The 19,541-nt window shown below is 64.3% G+C and carries 15 protein-coding genes; 7 read left to right on the forward strand and 8 right to left on the reverse strand.

All coding sequences use genetic code 11. The features are described 5' to 3' along the window. Positions 1–156: 156 nt before the first annotated feature. Positions 157–1,974, forward strand: a complete 1,818-nt coding sequence (locus tag L338_RS08685; protein ID WP_022697987.1) for a M2 family metallopeptidase — start codon at positions 157–159, stop codon at positions 1,972–1,974. Positions 1,975–2,050: 76 nt separating this feature from the next. Next, positions 2,051–3,433 carry an L-serine ammonia-lyase gene (locus L338_RS08690; protein ID WP_022697988.1) on the forward strand — a complete coding sequence of 461 codons (1,383 nt, stop codon included), beginning with the start codon at positions 2,051–2,053 and terminating at the stop codon, positions 3,431–3,433. A gap of 6 nt (positions 3,434–3,439) precedes the next feature. On the opposite strand, the gene L338_RS08695 is transcribed toward L338_RS08690, so the two are convergent. The 4 genes from L338_RS08695 to L338_RS08710 all read right to left on the reverse strand — a co-directional run bounded on the left by L338_RS08695 (position 3,440) and on the right by L338_RS08710 (position 6,343). Further along, positions 3,440–3,907, reverse strand: coding sequence for an Lrp/AsnC family transcriptional regulator (locus L338_RS08695; RefSeq protein ID WP_022697989.1), 468 nt, complete (start codon positions 3,905–3,907; stop codon positions 3,440–3,442). Positions 3,908–3,979: 72 nt separating this feature from the next. After that, entirely contained in the window at positions 3,980–4,636 is a 657-nt protein-coding gene (locus L338_RS08700; RefSeq protein ID WP_022697990.1) for a CoA transferase subunit B, read from the reverse strand. Between the two features lie 2 nt (positions 4,637–4,638). Then, positions 4,639–5,340, reverse strand: coding sequence for a CoA transferase subunit A (locus L338_RS08705; protein ID WP_022697991.1), 702 nt, complete (start codon positions 5,338–5,340; stop codon positions 4,639–4,641). 94 nt (positions 5,341–5,434) lie between these two features. Continuing rightward, the gene (locus L338_RS08710) at positions 5,435–6,343 is read right to left on the reverse strand and encodes a YihY/virulence factor BrkB family protein (protein ID WP_022697992.1); all 909 of its coding nucleotides are present in this window, start codon (positions 6,341–6,343) and stop codon (positions 5,435–5,437) included. Between the two features lie 251 nt (positions 6,344–6,594). On the opposite strand from L338_RS08710, the gene L338_RS08715 reads away from it, so the two are divergent. Next, on the forward strand, positions 6,595–7,956 hold the full coding sequence (locus L338_RS08715; RefSeq protein WP_022697993.1) for a PleD family two-component system response regulator: 1,362 nt from the start codon (positions 6,595–6,597) through the stop codon (positions 7,954–7,956). Here the strand turns inward: L338_RS08715 and mfd are convergent. Both mfd and L338_RS08725 read right to left on the reverse strand, forming a co-directional pair. Beyond that, positions 7,913–11,398 (reverse strand): transcription-repair coupling factor, encoded by a 3,486-nt coding sequence (gene mfd / locus L338_RS08720; protein WP_022697994.1) that lies wholly within the window; start codon positions 11,396–11,398, stop codon positions 7,913–7,915. The genes L338_RS08715 and mfd overlap by 44 nt on opposite strands. Then, positions 11,395–11,673: a succinate dehydrogenase assembly factor 2 gene (locus L338_RS08725; RefSeq protein ID WP_022697995.1), complete on the reverse strand. Its 279-nt coding sequence runs from the start codon at positions 11,671–11,673 to the stop codon at positions 11,395–11,397. The genes mfd and L338_RS08725 overlap by 4 nt, the downstream gene beginning before the upstream one ends. Before the next feature lie 639 nt (positions 11,674–12,312). Here L338_RS08725 and recG point away from each other — a divergent pair. After that, complete coding sequence (gene recG, locus L338_RS08730) at positions 12,313–14,397, forward strand: ATP-dependent DNA helicase RecG (protein WP_022697996.1); 2,085 nt, start codon at positions 12,313–12,315, stop codon at positions 14,395–14,397. Here recG and L338_RS08735 read toward each other — a convergent pair. Beyond that, positions 14,349–15,077 (reverse strand): DUF502 domain-containing protein, encoded by a 729-nt coding sequence (locus L338_RS08735; RefSeq protein WP_022697997.1) that lies wholly within the window; start codon positions 15,075–15,077, stop codon positions 14,349–14,351. The two genes, recG and L338_RS08735, sit on opposite strands and share 49 nt — an antisense overlap. A gap of 106 nt (positions 15,078–15,183) precedes the next feature. On the opposite strand from L338_RS08735, the gene L338_RS08740 reads away from it, so the two are divergent. Next, positions 15,184–16,383, forward strand: coding sequence for a DUF3089 domain-containing protein (locus L338_RS08740; protein ID WP_022697998.1), 1,200 nt, complete (start codon positions 15,184–15,186; stop codon positions 16,381–16,383). Here the strand turns inward: L338_RS08740 and kdsA are convergent. Next, positions 16,380–17,228: a 3-deoxy-8-phosphooctulonate synthase gene (kdsA, locus tag L338_RS08745; protein ID WP_022697999.1), complete on the reverse strand. Its 849-nt coding sequence runs from the start codon at positions 17,226–17,228 to the stop codon at positions 16,380–16,382. The two genes, L338_RS08740 and kdsA, sit on opposite strands and share 4 nt — an antisense overlap. Before the next feature lie 203 nt (positions 17,229–17,431). Here kdsA and L338_RS08750 point away from each other — a divergent pair, with 203 nt between their 5' ends. Together L338_RS08750 and L338_RS08755 are read left to right on the forward strand one after the other, a co-directional pair. Beyond that, complete coding sequence (locus L338_RS08750; protein WP_241762248.1) at positions 17,432–18,742, forward strand: NAD(P)/FAD-dependent oxidoreductase; 1,311 nt, start codon at positions 17,432–17,434, stop codon at positions 18,740–18,742. Continuing rightward, positions 18,739–19,515, forward strand: a complete 777-nt coding sequence (locus L338_RS08755) for a DUF1365 domain-containing protein (protein WP_022698001.1) — start codon at positions 18,739–18,741, stop codon at positions 19,513–19,515. The genes L338_RS08750 and L338_RS08755 overlap by 4 nt, the downstream gene beginning before the upstream one ends. The last annotated feature ends 26 nt before the right edge of the window (positions 19,516–19,541 follow it).

Raw genomic sequence — 19,541 nt, forward strand, 5'->3', positions numbered from 1 at the left:
CGATTGTCCTGCCCCCATCTCTGGCGCAACCGGCCACGGTCCGGCGCAGCGCCGTAACTGCGCGCTTGACGGCGGCCGCCCGGCTCGCCTCAATCGCGCTCAATAAACACGCGCCTGAAGCGCGGAGACTGAACACCCTGTTGGAGGAGACCCCACATGAAACGCCTATTGCTGACAGCCGCTTCCCTGGCGGCCCTTGGAACCGCCGCCTACGCGCAGGACGCCGATAGCGCCGCGGAAACGCCGACCGCCGAGGACGCGCAAGCCTTCATCGCCGACGCCGAGGCGCGGATGGAAGAGCAGAGCGAATACGCCAGCCGGATTTTCTGGATCCAGAGCAATTTCATCAATTACGATTCCAACTGGCTGGCCGCCAAAGTCGGCGCGGAGCTGACCAAGATGGGTGTCGAGCTGGCCAACGGCACCAAACAATTCGAAGGCATGGACCTGCCCGCCGACACGCGCCGCAAGATGGACGCGTTGCGCACCGGCCTCACCCTCCCCGCCCCGTCCACCGACGGCGCCGCCGAGGAGCTGGCTCAGATCACGACCGGCATGGAGGCCCGCTACGGCGAGGGCAAGATCGAGCTGGACGGCGAAATGGTGCCGGGCAACGACCTTGAAGCCATGATGGGCGAGGTTCGCGACCCGGCCAAACTGCAGGAAATCTGGACCAAGTGGCGGGAAATTTCCTACCCGATGAAGGACCAGTATGCCCGCATGGTCGAAATCGCCAATGAGGGCGCGGTCGAGCTGGGCTTCGACAATGTCGGCGAGATGTGGCTCTCCAATTACGACATGGAGCCCGAAGAGATGCGCGCCGAGGTGGAGCGCCTCTACGGCCAGGTCGCCCCGTTCTATGAAAAGCTCCACTGCTATGTACGGTCGGAGCTGAACGCCGAATATGGCGACGACGTACAGTCCCTCACCGGCCCGATCCGCGCCGACCTGCTGGGCAATATGTGGGCGCAGGAATGGGGTCCGATCTACGACATCGTCGCCCCGGAAGGCGAAGCGGACATCAGCTATGACCTGACCGAGCGCCTGAAAGCCAACGACTACGACGCCATCAAGATGGTGGAAACGGGCGAGGCTTTCTTCACATCCCTGGGCTTCGAGCCGCTGCCGGAGACCTTCTGGGAACGGTCGCTGTTCACCAAGCCGGAGGACCGCGAGGTCGTCTGCCACGCTTCCGCCTGGGACCTGGACGATCAGGACGACATCCGCATCAAGATGTGCATCAAGATCAACGCCACGGACTTCCAGACCGTGCACCATGAACTGGGCCACAATTTTTATCAGCGCGCCTACAAGGCGCAGGACCCCATCTACCGCACCGGCGCGCATGACGGCTTCCACGAAGCCATTGGCGACATGGTGGCCCTGTCGATCACGCCGCAATATCTCGTCGATATCGGCCTGATCGAAGAGTCGGAAATTCCCCCCGCGGAAGCCGATATCGGCCTTCTCCTCAATCAGGCGATGGACAAGATCGCCTTCCTGCCGTTCGGCTATCTGATCGATCAGTGGCGCTGGGATGTCTTCGCCGGAGAAATCAAGCCGGAGCAATATAATGACGCCTGGTGGGATTTGCGGGAGCAGTATCAGGGCATCGTTCCGCCGGGCGACCGGCCGGCCGAAGCGTTCGACCCGGGCGCGAAATACCACATCCCGGCGAACACGCCTTATCTGCGCTATTTCCTCGCCCGCATCCTGCAGTTCCAGTTCCACAAGGCCGCGTGTGAGAAAGCCGGCTGGGACGGGCCGCTGCATCGCTGCTCGGTCTACGGATCGGAAGAGGTCGGGCAGGCCTTCAACGCCATGCTGGAAGAAGGCGCCTCCCAGCCCTGGCCCGACACGCTGGAGCTTTTCACCGGCACGCGCCAGATGGACGCCTCGGCCATGGTGGAATATTTCCAGCCGCTCGAGGGATGGCTCGACGAGCAGAATGAAGGTCAGCAATGCGGCTGGTAAGCCTTTAAGCTGATTGGTGAAACCGTGAGCGGGCGCGTCTTGCAGGGCGCGCCCGTTTGCTATCTAAGCTGCGCCTATGCACGTCAGCGTCTTTGACCTTTTCAAGATCGGAATTGGCCCCTCCTCGTCCCATACGGTCGGGCCGATGGCCGCCGCGCAGGCTTACGGCCAGCGCCTGATATCCCACGGGATTCTGGAAAAGACCCATCGCGTCCAGGTCGAGCTGTTCGGCTCTCTCGCCTATACCGGGACCGGCCACGGCACCACGCCCGCCCTGTTGGTCGGGCTGGAGGGACAAAAGGCCGACGCCTTCGATCCGGAAACCCTGCCCGCGCGGCTGGAAACGATCCGCAATAATCGCCGCCTCAATCTGGCCGGCGAACGGCAGGTCGATTTCAACGAAGACGACGACATTCTATCCCGCCGCGGACAGCGCATGGATTATCACTCCAACGCCATGCGGTTTGCCGCGTTCAACGAGCATAACGCCGAGATCGATGCGGAAATCTACTATTCCGTCGGCGGCGGCTTCATCGTCACCGATGAAGAGGTGGAAGCCGGCCAGGCGGACGCGCCGAACGAACTGCCCGTCCCCTACCCGTTCGAAACCGGCGAAGACCTTCTGGAGATCGGACAACGCGAGAACCTGACCATCGCGGCCATCGCCCGCGCCAATGAACGCGCGATCCATTCAGAGGAAGAGCTGGAAAGCGGGCTCGCCGCGATCTGGAACGCGATGTCGGAGTGTATCGACCGGGGCGTGCGCGATGACGGAATCCTGCCGGGCGGCCTGAAGGTCAAACGCCGCGCGCCGGAGATCCACCGCAAGCTGGAAAACGCCCCGCCTTCCAACGCCGACCCGCTCGCCGCGATGGACTGGGTCAATGTCTGGGCGATGGCGGTGAACGAGGAAAACGCTGCCGGCGGGCGCGTCGTCACCGCGCCGACAAACGGGGCGGCGGGCATCATCCCGGCCGTCATCAAGTTCTTTGTGCGCTACTACCGCGATCCGGGCGACAAAGCCTCGATAGAGACCTTTCTGCTGACCGCGTCCGCCATCGGCGCGCTTTACAAGAAGAACGCCTCGATCTCCGGCGCCGAAGCCGGGTGCCAGGGCGAAGTGGGGACGGCGTGTTCCATGGCTGCGGCTGGCCTGGCGGCTGTTCTGGGCGGATCGAACGAACAGATCGAAAACGCCGCGGAAATCGCCATGGAGCACAATCTCGGCCTCACCTGCGACCCGGTGAAAGGGCTCGTTCAGATACCGTGTATAGAGCGCAACGCCATGGGCGCCATCAAGGCCATTGACGCCGCGCGCCTGGCGCTTCACGGCGACGGCACGCACCGCGTCTCGCTCGATCAGGTCATCAAGACGATGTGGGATACGGGCCGCGACATGATGGAAAAATACAAGGAAACGTCCGAAGGCGGCCTCGCCGTCAACGTGCCGGACTGCTAGCGCCGATTATTCAGAGTCGGCGTAATCCAGCGGCACCGCCGTGGTGGATTTGATTTCTTCCATGACAAAGCTGGCGCTGACATCGGACAGGTCCACGGCGCTGATCAGCTGTTTATAGACGCGGTCATAGCCGGTGATATCCGGCACCACGACCTTCAGCAGGTAATCCAGATCGCCGGACAGGCGGTGAAACTCGATCACTTCGGGAATCGCGTCCACGGCCTTGGCGAAATTGTTCAGCCAGTCATCGGTGTGGCGCGCGGCGCGAATGGTGACGAATACGGTCACCCCGGCCCCGACCTTGGCGCGGTTCAGCAGCGCCACGCGTTTCTCGATCACGCCTTCTTTTTCCAGCTTCTTGATCCGCCGCCAGCAAGGGGTGGCGGACATGCCTACCCGCTCGGCGATATCTGCGACCGAGCGGGAGGCGTCGTCCTGCAATTCAGCAAGAATCTTCTTGTCGAGCTCATCCATTCCCTGAATCTAACATATTCTGGAACGAATGCGCGCGTATTTCACGCAGATGGATGTGCAGCCGCAATAATCTTACGCGGCGTGCCGTTTCAGCTGGTCGGCGACGCTGTATTCGGCCTCGGTGTTCGCCTCGACCTCTTCCGGCGTCACGTCCGGCGCCAGCTCGACCAGGACCAGGCCCTTGTCGGTGACGTCGAACACGCCCAGCGTGGTGATGATGCGGTCGACAACGCCCGTGCCGGTCAGCGGCAGCGTGCATTCTTTCAGCAGCTTCGGATCGCCGGACTTGGACGTGTGGTCCATGATCACCACGACCTTCTGCACTCCGGCGACCAGGTCCATGGCGCCGCCCATGCCTTTCACCATCTTGCCCGGAATCATCCAGTTGGCGATATCGCCGTTCCCGGCCACTTCCATCGCGCCCAGGATGGACAGATTGATGTGCCCGCCCCGGATCATCCCGAAGGAGTCGGAGGACGAGAAATAGCTCGTCTTGTCCAGCTCGGTGATGGTCTGTTTGCCGGCATTGATCAGGTCGGCATCGACCTCGTCCTCATAGGGAAACGGCCCCATGCCCAGCATGCCGTTCTCGGACTGCAGGGTCACTTCCATGCCGTCCGGAATATAGTTCGCGACCAGCGTCGGAATGCCGATGCCGAGATTCACATAGAAGCCGTCTTCCAGCTCCTGCGCGGCCCGCTTGGCCATGTCTTCGCGTGTCCAGGCCATGATCAAGACTCCTTCTGACGCGTGGTGCGTTGTTCGATGCGTTTCTCGTGCTCGCCCTTGATGACGCGCTGCACGAAAATGCCCGGCGTGTGGATCAGGTCGGGATCCAGCTCGCCCGGCTCGACGATCTCCTCGACCTCGGCGACCGTCACCTTGCCGGCCGTCGCCATCATCGGATTGAAGTTCCGCGCGGTCTTCCGGTAGACCAGATTGCCTTCCGTATCCGCCTTCCAGGCCTTCACGACCGAAAGATCGGCCACCAGCCCGGTCTCGAGGATATAGGTTTCCCCGTTGAATTCCTTGTGCTCCTTGCCCTCGGCGATCATCGTTCCGACGCCGGTCTTGGTATAGAAGCCCGGAATGCCCGCGCCGCCGGCGCGGCAGCGTTCGGCCAGCGTGCCCTGCGGATTGAATTCCAGCTCCAGCTCGCCGCTCAGATACTGTTTCTCGAAGGTCTTGTTCTCCCCGACATAGGAGGAGATCATCTTCTTGATCTGGCGCGTCTGCAGCAGCAGGCCCAGCCCGAAATCGTCCACGCCTGCATTATTGGAAATGAAGGTCAGGTCCTTCACGCCGGAATCGCGCAGGGCCGTGATCAGGTTTTCGGGAATGCCGCACAGGCCGAAACCGCCGGCCATGATGGTCATGCCGTCGAACAGCACGCCATCCAGCGCCGCGGCGGCGTCGGGATAAACCTTTTTCATCAATCGCCTCTTGGAGTTGAAGTCTCAATCCGTCTCGTTGCGGTGCTTGTAACGCATCCGCGCGGCGCAATTCCAGCCGTCACGCGCATTGTTTCTAGTCCGCCGCAGCCCGTTCTGCCTGCGCCTGCAGCCGCGCTTCGCGTTCATTGATCTCGATTTCGGCCTCGGTCGCCAGCGCCGCGCCGAAGAAAACCGCGTAGGCCGCGACATAAATCCACATCAGGAACACCACGACCGCGCCGATGGAGCCGTAGGTCGCCCGGAAATCGGCCAGATCCGCCACGTAATAAGTAAAGCCCCGCGCCGCCAGCGCCCAGATAAGCGTCGCCGTGCCGGCCCCGATGACCGAGGCGCGCCAGCGCACCCGCCCTTCCCCCATCGCAAAGCGGTACAGCATGGCCAGCGACAGTCCCATGCCCCCGGTCGCCCACAGCTTCACATCGCCCAGAATGCCGCGCACCAGCTCCAGATCGACCGGCAGCGCCCCCAGGATGACCGGCAGGATCACGATCAGCACGCTGGCCATGAAGGCTGCGAAGATCGCCGCGACGGTCAGGCCCGCTGCCAGCAGGTTGAAGGATAGTATGCCCCGCACGTCTTCCGCCGTGCAGACACGGTTTAGCCCGGCCAGCAGGGCCTTCACCCCGCGCATGGCGCCGTATCCGGCAATGCCGAACGCCACCGCGCCCTGCACGGAGAGAACCCGCCGCGGGGCTTCCGCCAGGGAATGAAGCTGGTCAAGGAATAGCTGTTCGGCCTGCGGCGGCAGAACGATGGCCAGCCGCTCCACGGCCGTCGCCGCCTCGTCGGGCGAGGCAAACAGGCCGTATAGCGACACCGCCACGGCGATTCCGGGAAACACGGCCAGCAATCCGAAGAAGGAAACACCGCCGGCGAACAGCATCACGTCGCGGCCATTGAATCGCCGCCACGTGCGGCGGGCCACCCGCCACAGCGTCGCAATCCAGCTCAGTACGGGATCATCTTGAATCAGATCGGCCATTTCGCAGCCGACATTGCCCGAGCTTTGCGTAAAATGCGAGACGCCGGCCCAAGGGTTAACTTCGGGCCGGCGCCGTTTTCGCCGTCAAGCGACGAAGTCTTGGCGGGTAGCGAGGGACAGATGACACCCGCCTCAACTTCGATGATGACCCTAACGGAGCCCCGCTGAATGGCGCATGAATGGCTGCAAGCCCTTTTCTAAAAGGGAAATCGGGCGTTTAATGTAGCCATTACGGGGGATTTCTGAACGGCATGTCGAAGCTTGCGCGCATTCTTCTGGCCGGTGCCGATCAAAAGCGGCTGCTGCCGATCGCCAGCCGTCTGGAGGAAACCGGCCTGCCAACCGTGACCGCCGGCTCCGCGGCCGCCGCTGTTGCGGCGTGCGAGGATCTGCACCCGGCCGCCCTCATCATCGACGGTCAGGACATCACGGCCGACGACGCCACGCGCCTGTCCGCCGCGGTCCGCCGCCGCGCCGCGATTCCCGTCATAGTCCTGTGGCCCGCTGACGCGCCGCCGGCGCCGGAAACCGCCTTCGACGCGGTTCTGCGCCATCCGGTTCACCCGGCGCAGGCCGTCTCCCGCGTCCAGAACGCCCTGCGCCATGGCGTGATGAAGCAGGAAGCCGCCCTGCGTCAGCAAACGCTTTCCACGCTCGGCATACAGACCCCGGATATCGACGCCTCGGGACAAGGCGCGCTGAATGTCCTGTTCGTGGGCGAGGCCGACCCCGCCTTCATGGGCCTGCGCAATGCGCTGGGGGCTGCGCGCGTCAATGTCGTCGCCGCCTTCACCTCCTTCACCGCGTTCGATTACCTGCACGACCGGAATTTCCACGCCATCGTGCTCAACGCCCTCAAGAATAACGAGCCGGCCTTCACCATCTGCAGCGCCCTGCGGCGGAATTCCCGCCTGTTTCACGTACCCGCCCTGATCCTTCACGACCCGTCCCGCTTCGACGCCGCCGATGAAATCTTTGCGCGCGGGGCCAGCGACCTGCTGTCTGTGCAGGCGCCCGAGACCGAATCGGCGGACCGCATCGTGACGCTGGCGCGGGAGCGCGCGGAGGGCCTCGCCGTCCGCAACGCGTTTGAATGTATCCGGGAAGGCCGCGTGCTGGACGCCGGCACGGGCCTTTTCAACCGCGATATGTGCGCCGCCCACCTCAAGGCGATGGGCGAGGCCGCGGGACGGGAAGACCGTCCCCTCTCCTTCATCGCCGTCCGCGCCAACAGTTCCGCCCTGGAACACGCCCGCCCCGCGCCGGATCAACTGGCCCGCGCGCGGAACGAATTTGGCTCTATGCTTCGCTATCTGGTCCGCCCCGAAGATTTCGCCGCGCGGCTGGACAGCGGCGTTTTCCTGATCGCCATGCCCGGCGCGGTCGAAGGCGAAGCGGAAGAGGCCGCCAAGCGCATCTCCATGGTCTCGGACTGCAGCGCCTTTGCCGAGGATTCGCGGGGCGACACGGTGCGCCTGCGTATGCGCTGCGCGGTGGCCGAGCGTCAGCCCGGCGAAACGGGCATCCAGCTCCTCAACCGCGCGATTGGCGGTCTCGGCATAGCCTCGGTTACGCCGCGGCCCGGTGAATCTGTTCCGACAGGGCTCGCGTAACGAAGTCCGCGCCCTTCAGGCGTTCTTCCTCGGTCTCCCAGTCGCCGCGCACCACCAGCTTCATGTCCGGCCGAATCTTCCATGTCGGGTGCCGCTCGACCGCCGCGATCATGATCTGCGGGTCCGGCGCCTCGCCCTCGCGGAACGTCAGCACGCCGCCTTTCGGCCCGGCGTCGATCTTCTCCACGCCCAGACGCTTGCAGCGGCTCTTCAGCGTCATCACCCGCATCAGCGACTGCACCTCGTCCGGCAGCGGCCCGAACCGGTCGATCATCTCGGCGGCGAACGCTTCGCGGTCGTCATCGTCCTCAATCCGGGACAGGCGGCGATAGAGCTGCAGGCGCACATCCAGATCCGGCACGTAATCCTCCGGGATCAGCACCGCCGCGCCCAGATTGATTTGCGGCGACCACTCGGAATCGCGCGGCGCGTCCTCGTCTTTCAGGCTGGCGACCGCCTCTTCCAGCATTTGCTGGTACAGCTCCACCCCGACATCGCGGATATGCCCCGACTGCTCCTCGCCCAGCAGATTGCCGCCGCCGCGCAAATCCAGATCGTGACTGGCTAGGGTGAAACCCGCGCCCAGCGAATCCAGCGACTGCAGCACTTTCAGCCGCTTTTCCGCCCCCGCCGTCAGTCCCTGATTGGCCGGCGTCGTCATATAGGCGTAGGCGCGTTGCTTGGCCCGGCCCACCCGGCCGCGAAGCTGATAAAGCTGCGCCAGACCGAACCGGTCGGCGCGGTGGATGATCAGCGTGTTGGCGGTGGGAATATCCAGCCCGCTTTCCACAATCGTTGTGGACAGAAGCACGTCGTACCGGCCCTCATAAAAGGCCGTCATCTTCTCTTCCAGTTCGCTCGCGCTCATCTGGCCGTGCGCCGTCACCACGTTCACTTCCGGCACGCTGTCGCGGAAAAAGGCCTGAATTTCCTCCAGGTCCTGAATGCGCGGCACCACGAAGAAGCTCTGCCCGCCGCGATATTTCTCTCGCAGCAACGCTTCGCGGATCGCCACCGGGTCGAACGGGGCGACAAAGGTCCGCACGGCCAGACGGTCGACCGGCGGCGTGGCGATGATGCTCAGCTCCCGTATGCCAGTCAGCGATTGCTGCAGCGTCCGCGGAATGGGCGTCGCGGACAGGGTCAGGACATGGGTGTCGCCGCGCAGCTCTTTCAGCCGCTCCTTGTGACGCACGCCGAAGCGTTGCTCCTCGTCCACCACCAGCAGACCCAGATCATTGAACGAAACATGCTTGGACAGCAGCGCATGCGTGCCGATGACGATGTCGCACGCTCCGCTCTTGATCTCCTGACGCGTCTCCGCCGCTTCTCTGGAGGTCACCAGCCGGGACAACTGACGCACCTTCACCGGCCAGCCGCGGAAGCGCTCGGCGAAATTCTGGTAATGCTGCCGCGCCAGCAGGGTCGTCGGCGCAATCACCGCCACCTGCCGCCCGGTCATCGCCACCACGAAGGCCGCGCGCAACGCCACTTCCGTCTTGCCGAAGCCCACATCGCCGCAGATCAGCCGGTCCATCGGGCGCCCGGCGCCCAGATCCTCGAACACGTCCTCGATGGCGGACAGTTGATCGTCCGTCTCCGCATAGGGGAAGCGCGCCGTGAATTCGTCATAGCTGCCCTCGGACGGATTGATGGCGTCCGCCTTCCGCAGGGCGCGCTTGGCGGCGATCTTGATCAGTTCGTCCGCCATGTCGCGCAGGCGCTGCTTGGCCTTGGCCTTCCGCGCCTGCCAGCTCGCCCCGCCCAGCTTGTCCAGCGCCGCGTCCCCGGCGTCGGAGCCATAGCGCGACAACAGCTCGATATTCTCGACAGGCAGGAACAGCTTGTCCTGACCGGAATATTCCAGCTCCAGACAGTCATGCGGCGCGTCCTGCACGTCCAGCGTTTTCAGTCCGACATAGCGCGCAATACCGTGATCGACATGGACAACCAGATCGCCGGGCGACAGCGATGACGCCTCGGCGATGAAATCCTTGGCGCGGCGTTTTTTCTGACGGCGGGACAGCCGGTCGCCCAGAACGTCCTGTTCGGCCAGAACCGCCAGCTCTCCGGTCTCGAAACCGTGTTCCAGCGGAAGGATGGCCCGCCAGACCGTCCCCTTGCCTCCGGTCAGGGCCGTGGCGTCCGGGGCCAGATCAATGCCCTTCACTCCATGCTGGGCCAACACGTCCGCCAGACGTTCCGACGCGCCTTCGGTCCAGCTGGCGATCACGATGCGCCGGCCGGATTTCTTCAGCCCGTCGATATGTTCGCGCACGGCGTCGAACACGTTCACGCCGTCCTGGGCGCGCTCGGCCGCGAAGGTCCGCCCCTGTTTCCCGCCGGCGCTGATCGAGCCCTTTTCGTCAGGATCTGCAAAGGGTGAGAAAGCGCGCACATCCCCTTGATCCAGCGCGGATTTCCAGTCCCGTTCACTTAAGTATAGCGTCTCGGGCTCCAGCGCCCGGTAAGTGGACGCGCGCAGACCTTCCGGCGCATTGGCCGGCGGCCCTTCCTGCCGCGCTTCGAAATAGTCCTGGATCAGCGCATCGCGGTCCTCGCGCGCATCCTCGGCCTGAAAATCCAGCCCGATCAGCGCCGCGCCGCCCGCATAGGTGAACGGCGTTTCCAGCGTCTCATAGAACAGCGGCAGCCAGTGCTCCATGCCCTGGTGGCGGGCCGATGCGCTGACCGCTTCATAGACCGGGTCGCCGGACCCGCGTCCGAACGTCTTCAGATAGGACCGCCGGAACCGGGAGACCGTATCCTCGCTCAGCAGCACTTCGCTGGCGGGGAACAGCTCAAATTTCTTCAACTGGCGGATCGTGCGCTGGGTCTGGGCGTCAAAGGCGCGCAGGGATTCCACCTGATCGCCGAACAGATCGATCCGCACCGGATCGTCCGCCCCCGGCGGGAACAGGTCGATCACGCCGCCGCGCACGGCAAAATCGCCGGCCTCGACCACCGTGCCGGCGCGGGCATAGCCGTTGGATTCCAGGAACCCCGTCAGCTCCGTCAGGTCGATCATGCCGCCCGGTTTCGCCGCGAAGCTGGCCTCGCGCATCACTTCGCGCGGCGGCACGCGCTGGGCCATCGCGTTCACGGTCGACACAACGATCAGCGCCCCGTCGCCGTCCTTGCGGCGCGCCAGCCGGGACAGGGTCGCGGCGCGCTCGGCCGCGATATGGGGTGATGGCGAAACCCGGTCATAGGGAAGGCAGTCCCAGGCGGGCAGGCGCAGCACCGGAATATCAGGCGCAAAGAAAGCGCAGGCGGAATCGAACGCCGCCGCGCGGGAATCGTCGCGCGCAACAAAAACCGAAAGCCCGCCGCGCCGTCGCGCCAGCTCACAGAAAACCTGCGCGTCCACGCCTTCCGGCGCGCCGCCAATCGTCAGGCGGCCAGACGCCGCCGCAGCCTTGCGGAGATTCGCTTCATTCATGTGCGGACGGGCCGGGCCTCAAGCGCATAAGCGTTCAGCTTTCTCATCAGCGCCGTATCGTGTTCGGCCGGAACTGGACGATTGCCCAGAACCCAGCCATAAATGTCGTGGTCGTTCTGGTCGAGCAGCGACTCGAACGCATCTAGCTCCGCTTCGTTCAGCGTATCGATGCGGTCCCTGGCAAAGCCGCCGATCAGGATATCGGCCTCCTTGAACCCGCGATGGATCGCCCGGTAGAGAATGCGCTTGTGGCGTTTTTCGGTCTCGTCGCTCATGGCGCGGGGATATAGGCGTCTTGCCGCCCCCTGTCAGCGCGATATCTGCGCTTTTGGTCAGACGTGGGGAAATCGCGCCGGGTTTGCGGAGGAAATTCGCGCCTTTTGGACCCCGCCTTCGAGACGCCCTGCCGGGCTCCTCAGGCTAAGGTTTGGGGGTGTGAGATTCTTGTTTTCCCTACCCATTCTATCACCCTCCCCCTGAGGAGCCGCGCCTTCAGGCACGGCGTCTCGAAGGGCCGGAAAGCAGGGACAAACACGGAAATATCAGACCGGGTCCCCGCTTAAGCCATACTCCCTCCTGTTCGCCGCCGCGAGGGACCATGAGCTCGGGTCGCATGGGGCGGGGAACGGCGCCGGAGGTGTCGCGGGAGGAGACCTTGCCCGATGATCGCTCCGGCCTGTCGGAAGGGACTGCGAAGGAAAAACGGTCGCAAGGCCAACTTCAGGCAGGTTCAAACGTCAGCGGCGCGCAGCTTCGGTTCGCAAAGCAATCAAATAATAAATACGGCCAGCGTCCGAAACGCGCGCCGCCTCCCTTACCTTACCCAACATCTCCGAGGTCACAGGACCTGCGGAGCTTTCGGCGCATCCGCCAGAGGATGACAAAACCACCCCTCCCGGCGCATCTTTCAGATCATGCGGCCCGAGATTCTTTTCCCCCTGTTTGCCGACGCCGAGACCCTGCCCAAAGTCGGCGCGAAGACGGCCCGTCTGATCGAGCGCGCTTGCGGGGGAAGGCTGGTGCGCGACCTTCTGTTTCATGCCCCCGCCAGCCTGATCGACCGCCGCAAGCAGAACGCCGTGGCCGATGCCCCGGACGGGGAGATCGCCACGCTGGAAGTGCATATCGATCAGCATCTGGGCCGCGAAGGGCCGCGCCGCCCGTATCGGGTGCGCGCCTCCGACGATTCCGCTTTCCTGACGCTGGCCTGGTTTCACGCCAAGCCGGACTGGCTGCGCCGCATCGCGCCGGAGGGGGCGACCCGCATCGTCTCCGGCAAGGTCGAGCGTTTCGGCTCAGAAATCCAGATGCTTCACCCGGATCATATCGTGGCCCCCGGCGAAGCGGACCAGATTCCGGAAATCGAGCCGGTCTATCCCCTGACCGCCGACCTGTCGGGCAAGATGCTCCGCGCCGCTATCGCCCTGTCGGTGGAGCGCGCGCCGGACCTGCCCGAATGGCTGGATCAGCCGATGCGGGACCGCGAAGGCTGGCCCGGCTGGCTGGAGGCCGTCACGGCGATGCACGCCCCGCACGCCGTGGAAGACCTGAAACCCACGACGCCCGGCCGCATGCGTCTGGCCTATGACGAGATTCTCGCCCACCAGCTTGCGCTCAGCCTCACCCGCGCCCGGCGCAAGGCCTTGCCCGGCCGCGCCATATCCGGCGACGGCAAGATTGTCTCGGCCGTCCTGAAAGCCGCCCCGTTCAAGCCAACAGGCGCGCAGGAACGCGCCACCAAAGAAGTCTTCGCCGACCTCGCCCTGCCGCAGCGCATGACCCGCCTGCTTCATGGCGATGTCGGCTCCGGCAAGACCTTCGTCGCGGCGCTGGCCGCGGCGCGGGCCGCCGAGGCCGGCATGCAGACCGCCGTCATGGCGCCGACCGAAATCCTCGCACGTCAGCACGCCGCCAGCCTGAAAGCCTTTCTGGAGCCTGCCGGCCTCACCGTCGCCGCGCTCACGGGCCGCGACAAGGGCAAGGCGCGCGGCGAAATTCTTGAGCGCATGGCCGGCGGCGAGATTGATGTCGTCTGCGGCACCCACGCCCTGTTTCAGGAAGGCGTCGACTTCGCCGATCTTGGCCTCGCCGTCGTCGATGAGCAGCACCGTTTCGGCGTCTCCGACCGCATGAAGCTGGGCGCCAAGGGCATGCGGCCCGATACGCTCGTCATGACGGCCACGCCCATCCCCCGCACTCTGGCGCTTTCCATCTATGGCGATCTGGACGTGTCCCGGCTGGATGAGAAGCCGCCCGGCCGCACCCCCGTCACCACCAGCGCCGTGCCGATGGAGCGCCTGCCCGAGATCGTCGAGCGCGTCACCGCGGCGGTGAAGCGCGGCGAACGCGTCTACTGGGTCTGCCCGCTGGTCGAGGAATCGGACCGCAGCGACCTGTCCGCCGCGACGGACCGCAAGGCGCATCTGGAAACTGTCACAGGGCTGCGCATCGGCCTGGTCCACGGCCAGATGAAAGCGGCGGAGAAGGAACAGGCCGCCCTCGCCTTCCGCAATGGCGAGACGGATATTCTGGTCGCCACCACGGTGATCGAGGTGGGCGTCGATTCCCCGGACGCGACGGTAATGATCATCGAACACGCCGAGCGTTTTGGCCTCGCCCAGCTGCACCAATTGCGCGGACGGGTCGGCCGCAGCGACAAGAAATCCAGCTGCGTCCTCCTGTACCAGCACCCGCTGGGCGAGACCGCCAAGGCTCGCCTGGACGCCCTGCGGCGAACCGAGGACGGCTTTGAGATTGCGGAGGAGGACTGGAAACTGCGCGGTTCGGGCGACCTTCTCGGCGTCCGTCAGAGCGGCCTGCCCGATTTCAAACTCGTTACGCTTGAAGCTCACGGCAATCTGATGCGCATGGCCGCGGACGACGCCCGCTATGTCGTGGAAACCGATCCGGAACTGAAAGGAAAGCGCGGCGAGGCGCTGCGCGTCCTGCTCTACCTCTTCGGCAGGGATGACGGCGTGCGCCTGTTGCGGTCCGGGTGAGCCGCTTCCTGTTCCGCTTCCGCAAGGTCTTCCGGCGTCACCAGCCCGGCCGAGATGATCAGCTTGGCGCCCTCCTCAACCGACATGTCCAGGATTTTCAGGTTGGAGCGTTTCTCATAGAGCAGATAGCCGGAGGTCGGGTTCGGCGTGGTCGGGATGAACACGCCGACATAGTCATCGCCCAGCTTCTCGGCGACTTCGCCCTTGGCGGTCGCGGTCACGAAACAAAGCGCCCAGCTTCCCTCCTTGGGATACTCGATCAGCGCCACGTCCTGAAACGACCGCTCGCGCTGGCTGATGATGGTGTCGATGATCTGTTTGACCGCGCCATAGATGTTCCGGATCAGCGGCAGCCGCCCCAGAATCCGCTCGCCCCAGCCAATCGCGGTCCGGCCCAGAATATTGGCCGCGATGGCGCCCAGCATGGTCAGGAAGATCAGCGCGAAAACCAGTCCAAGGCCCGGAATCGCAAAGGGGAGATAGGTTTCCGGGTTATAGACCGAAGGCACCAGCGGCTTGAAAATCCGGTCGAACAGCGAAATCACCGTGATCACCAGCCACGCCGTGATCGTCAGCGGCGTCGCCACGGCGATGCCGGCCAGCAGGTAATTGCGCAGCGTCAGCCAGATGCTGCCGCCCCGGCCGTCTTCCGGCAGATGAGGAAATGGATCCTTGGGCATGAATAATCCGTCGCTGTCTGCTCAACACTTAGTCCGCGCATGGCCCGCGGAAAAGCCTGCGTCCCCGCCCTTGATGCGCCACGATCCACACGGATAATCCGCGCCCATGCACCCCGGTTCCTTCCTCAAGCGCCGCTGGCGCCTCGTCATGCTGATCGCCGCGGCGGTCTTTCTCTGTCTGCTGGTCGCGGCCGCGATCGGACTGCGGGACAATATTTTCCGCGCCATGAAGGACCCGGGCCAGCCCTTCCAGACCTATGAGCCGCCGCCGCAGCCCGATTACGCCGACGCGGCGAACTGGGCGTTGCGCCCGGCCTCCCGCGAGGGCGGCGAGCCGGCCTATGTCTTCTTCATACATCCTACGACCTATTGGGGCGGCAATCAGTGGAATGCGGCGACCGACAAGCCCAAGGCGAAAGAACGGCTGGAGCAGGTCATGCTGCCCAACCACGCCGCCCCGTTCAGCGGCGCCGGTGAAATCTACGCCCCGCGCTATCGTCAGGCCTCGCTCTACAGCTTCCTGACCAATCGCGACGACGCCCGCCGCGCCCGTCAGCTTGCCTATGGCGACGTGCAGCGCGCCTTCGCGCAATTCCTGGAGGAAGCGGGCGACGATTCGGCCATTGTGATCGCCGGCGTTGAACAGGGCGGGCTTCACGCCGTGCGCCTGTTGCAGGATGAAATCGGTCCCGATCCCGATCTCCGCGAACGCATGGCGGCGGCCTATATCATCGACTCGCCGCTGCCGCTCGATCTGTTCGACCGGCAGCTTTCAATGTTCGATGTCTGTGATGCGCCGGGCGAATATCGCTGCGTGGCGGCGTGGTCCTCCGCGCGGCCCGATGATCTGCGCACGATCCGCCATCTGACGGTCCGGCCGATGATCTGGACAGGCAATGGCGACATGACAACGGTCGAGGACCGCCCCCTGCTCTGCGTCAATCCGCTGCTCTGGAGCACGAAAGAAGACTTCGCCCCGGCCCGTCTCAATCAGGGCGCGGCGGCGGCCGAGGGCATGGAGCCCACAGCCTCGCCTTCCCTGACGCCGGGCGTTACCAGCGCGCAATGCGAAGATGGCGTGCTGTTGGTCGAGCGCCCGGATCAGAGCGAGTATCGCCGCCCCTTGAGCCTTGGCGGCCGATATAAGCCGGCGCCCTTCAATCTGTTTTACGGGGATATCCGCGCCAATGCGCGGCAGCGGGTTCAGGCCTTCTTGCCCGTGCTGGCGGAGGACCTGCGCATGGCTGACCCGATCGAGGAAACCGTCGACCTTCAGCGCAGCCCGATCAAGAAAGTGCCGGACTAGGCCGCCTTCGACAACGCGTCGAATTCCAGAAGACGGGAAACCAGGCCCTCGAATTGGTCCATCGGGACCATGTTCGGGCCGTCGGACGGCGCGTTGTCCGGATCGGGATGGGTCTCCATGAACACCGCGGCCACGCCGACGGACACCGCCGCGCGCGCCAGAACCGGCACGAAGCGCCGGTCGCCGCCGGAGGTTGCGCCCTGCCCGCCCGGCTGCTGCACCGAATGGGTGGCGTCGAAAACCACCGGACAGCCAATTTCTGCAAGCTGCGGCAGGGAACGCATGTCCGAGACCAGCGTATTATAGCCAAAGCTCGCCCCGCGCTCGCACGCCATGACGTTCGGATTGCCGCCCTCCACAACCTTGGCGATGACATTCTTCATGTCCCACGGGGCCAGAAACTGGCCCTTCTTCACATTGACCGGCTTCCCGGTCTGGGCGGCCGCGAGCAGAAGATCTGTCTGACGGCAGAGAAAGGCCGGGATTTGCAGCATGTCGACCGCCTGGGCGGCCATCGCACACTGATCGGGCAGATGAACGTCGGTCACAACCGGCAGGCCGGATTCCTTCCGGATATCCTCGAAAATCGGCAACGCATCTTCCAGCCCGACGCCGCGCGGGCTGTTCACGCTGGTGCGGTTCGCCTTGTCGAAAGAGGTCTTGTAGACCAGCCCCACGTCCAGACGGTCCGCGATCTGCGCCAGCCGGTCCGCGCACATCAGCGCATGATCCCGGGATTCCAGCGCACAGGGACCGGCCAGAAAGGCCAGTTTCCGGTCATTGCCGAATTCAATGGCTCCACCGCCGGGACGGTCGATCCGGATAACGGAATTGGGCTGGGACATGGAAAAGGCTCCGCAAATACTGTGACAGGCGCGGATATGGCCTCTCCGCGCGCAGGTTTAAAGCGTCAGGCGCTGCGCGCCGCCAATCCGATTGGCTACGCCGCACGTAAGAAGTGGGCAAATCAATTTAATCAATTGGCCCCATAATGACGATTGTAGATTTTCCCGCGCGCCGCCAGCCGCGCGCCAAAAAGAAAATTGCCGTGATCGGTTCCGGCGTCGCCGGGCTGGGCGCGGCATGGGCGCTGCGGGACACCGCTGATGTCACGCTGTTTGAAAAGCGCGACCGGCTGGGCGGACACAGCTGTACGGTAAATATCGACTATGACGGCAAGACGATCCCGGTGGATGTCGGCTTCATCGTTTTTACCCCGCGCCAATACCCCAATTTGACGGCCCTGTTCGACCATCTGGATGTCGAAACGCAGCCCACCAAGATGAGCTTCGGCTATTCGGAAGCCGGGGGCATCGAATGGTGCTCCAATCTGCTGGGGTTCGCCGCGCAGAAACGCAACATGTTCCGTCCCTCCCATCTGGGCATGATCGCCGACATGGTCCGGTTCTGCCTGACCGCCAAGCGCGACCTGGCCAGGGGACGCGCCCGGGGCATCCGTCTGTGCGATTACCTGGACCAGCGCGGATACGGAAAAGCCTTTCAGGACCGGTTCCTGCTGCCCATGGCGGGCGCCATCTGGTCGGCCAGCGCCGATGAGATGAAGGAACAGGAAGCCGAGGCTTTTCTGGAATTTTTCGCCGCCCACGGCCTGACCGATTTTGAACGGCCGGAGTGGCGGACCGTGGCCGGCGGTTCGCGCAATTATGTAAACCGTATCGCCCGGGCGCTGGAGGGCCGCATTGTCACCAATGCCGGCGTCAAAAGCGTGCGCCGCACGCCCTGCGGCGTGACGATCAACTTCACGGACGGGCCGGCCAGGAATTTTGATGACGTCATACTGGCCTGCCACGCCGATCAGGCCCGCGCGCTGTTGGCGGACGCCGATCAGAACGAGCTGGACTTTCTGAACGCCATCCCCTTCCGCAAGAACCGCGTCGTCCTGCACCGGGATCCGTCACTGGCGCCCGACCGCGATCTGGCCCTCGCATCATGGAATTCCCGGCGGGAGCATGATTCCGACGCCGCCTATGTCACCTATGACATGAACCAGCTTCAGCATATCGATCCCGACAAGCCGGTGTTCGTAACGTTGAATCCCACGCGCGACCCTGATCCGGCCTTGACCTTCGCGGAGTTCGAGTTCGACCATCCGGGAATGTCCAGCGCCTCCATCGCCGCGCGGCGGCGGTTCAACCAGGTCCAGGGCGTCCGCAATACCTGGTTTGCCGGCGCATGGCTGGGCTATGGTTTCCATGAAGACGGCCTGACTTCGGGCCTGCGGGCAGCGCTGCGTCTGGGCGGATCCGTGCCCTGGGACTTTACCGGCAGCGCGCTTGATGGCGGTCCGATCCCGGCCGCCGCTCAGGACGCCGATGCGGCGCGCATCGCCGCGCAGTGACTCCGGCGGCCGGCATATCCTTCTATCCGGGCCGCACGGATCACGAACGCCTGACACCGTTCCGGCACGCGTTCTCCTACCGCATTTTCCCGTTTCTGCTGGACATGGACCGGCTGGACGAGACGGCGTCCGCCCTGCGCTTCTTCAGCCACAACAGCCTCAATCTTTTCAGTCTGCACGATACCGATCACGGCGCTCGCGACGGGTCAGATCCGTGTATCTGGGCCCGAAAAACCTTTGCCGATGCGGGCGTGAGTCTGGATGGCGGCTCTTTGAGCCTGCTGTGTTTCCCGCGCGTCCTGAACTATGCCTTCAATCCCCTGTCAGTGTGGTTTGGCCGCGGCCCGTCCGGGGAATTGCGCGGGCTGATTTACGAGGTGCACAACACATTCGGCCATGCCCATTCCTATGTTGCGCCGGCGCTGCGGGAAGGTCCTCAACATCACCGGACGGAAAAGGTCTTCCATGTCTCCCCCTTCTTTCCGGTGGCGGGCGATTACGACTTTGACCTCAAGGGGCCGGATGACCGTTTCACGCTGGCCATTCGCAAAACGCTGGAAACCGGCCACAGCCTGACCGCCACCATGTCGCTGCGGCACCAGCCGGTCACGGATTCGCTGTTGCTGAGCCGGTTCGCCAGAACGCCCTTCATGACGATCGGCGTCATCACCGCCATTCACTGGCAGGCCCTGAAGCTGAAACTGAAGGGCGCACGCTATCACTCACCCCCAGAGCCGCCTTCAAAGCCGACCCTCGCAAACCCGCGCGGCTGATCTTCTAATTCCTGAATTCGACGACT

The organism is Euryhalocaulis caribicus (assembly GCF_000412185.1).
GTDB lineage: Bacteria > Pseudomonadota > Alphaproteobacteria > Caulobacterales > Maricaulaceae > Euryhalocaulis > Euryhalocaulis caribicus.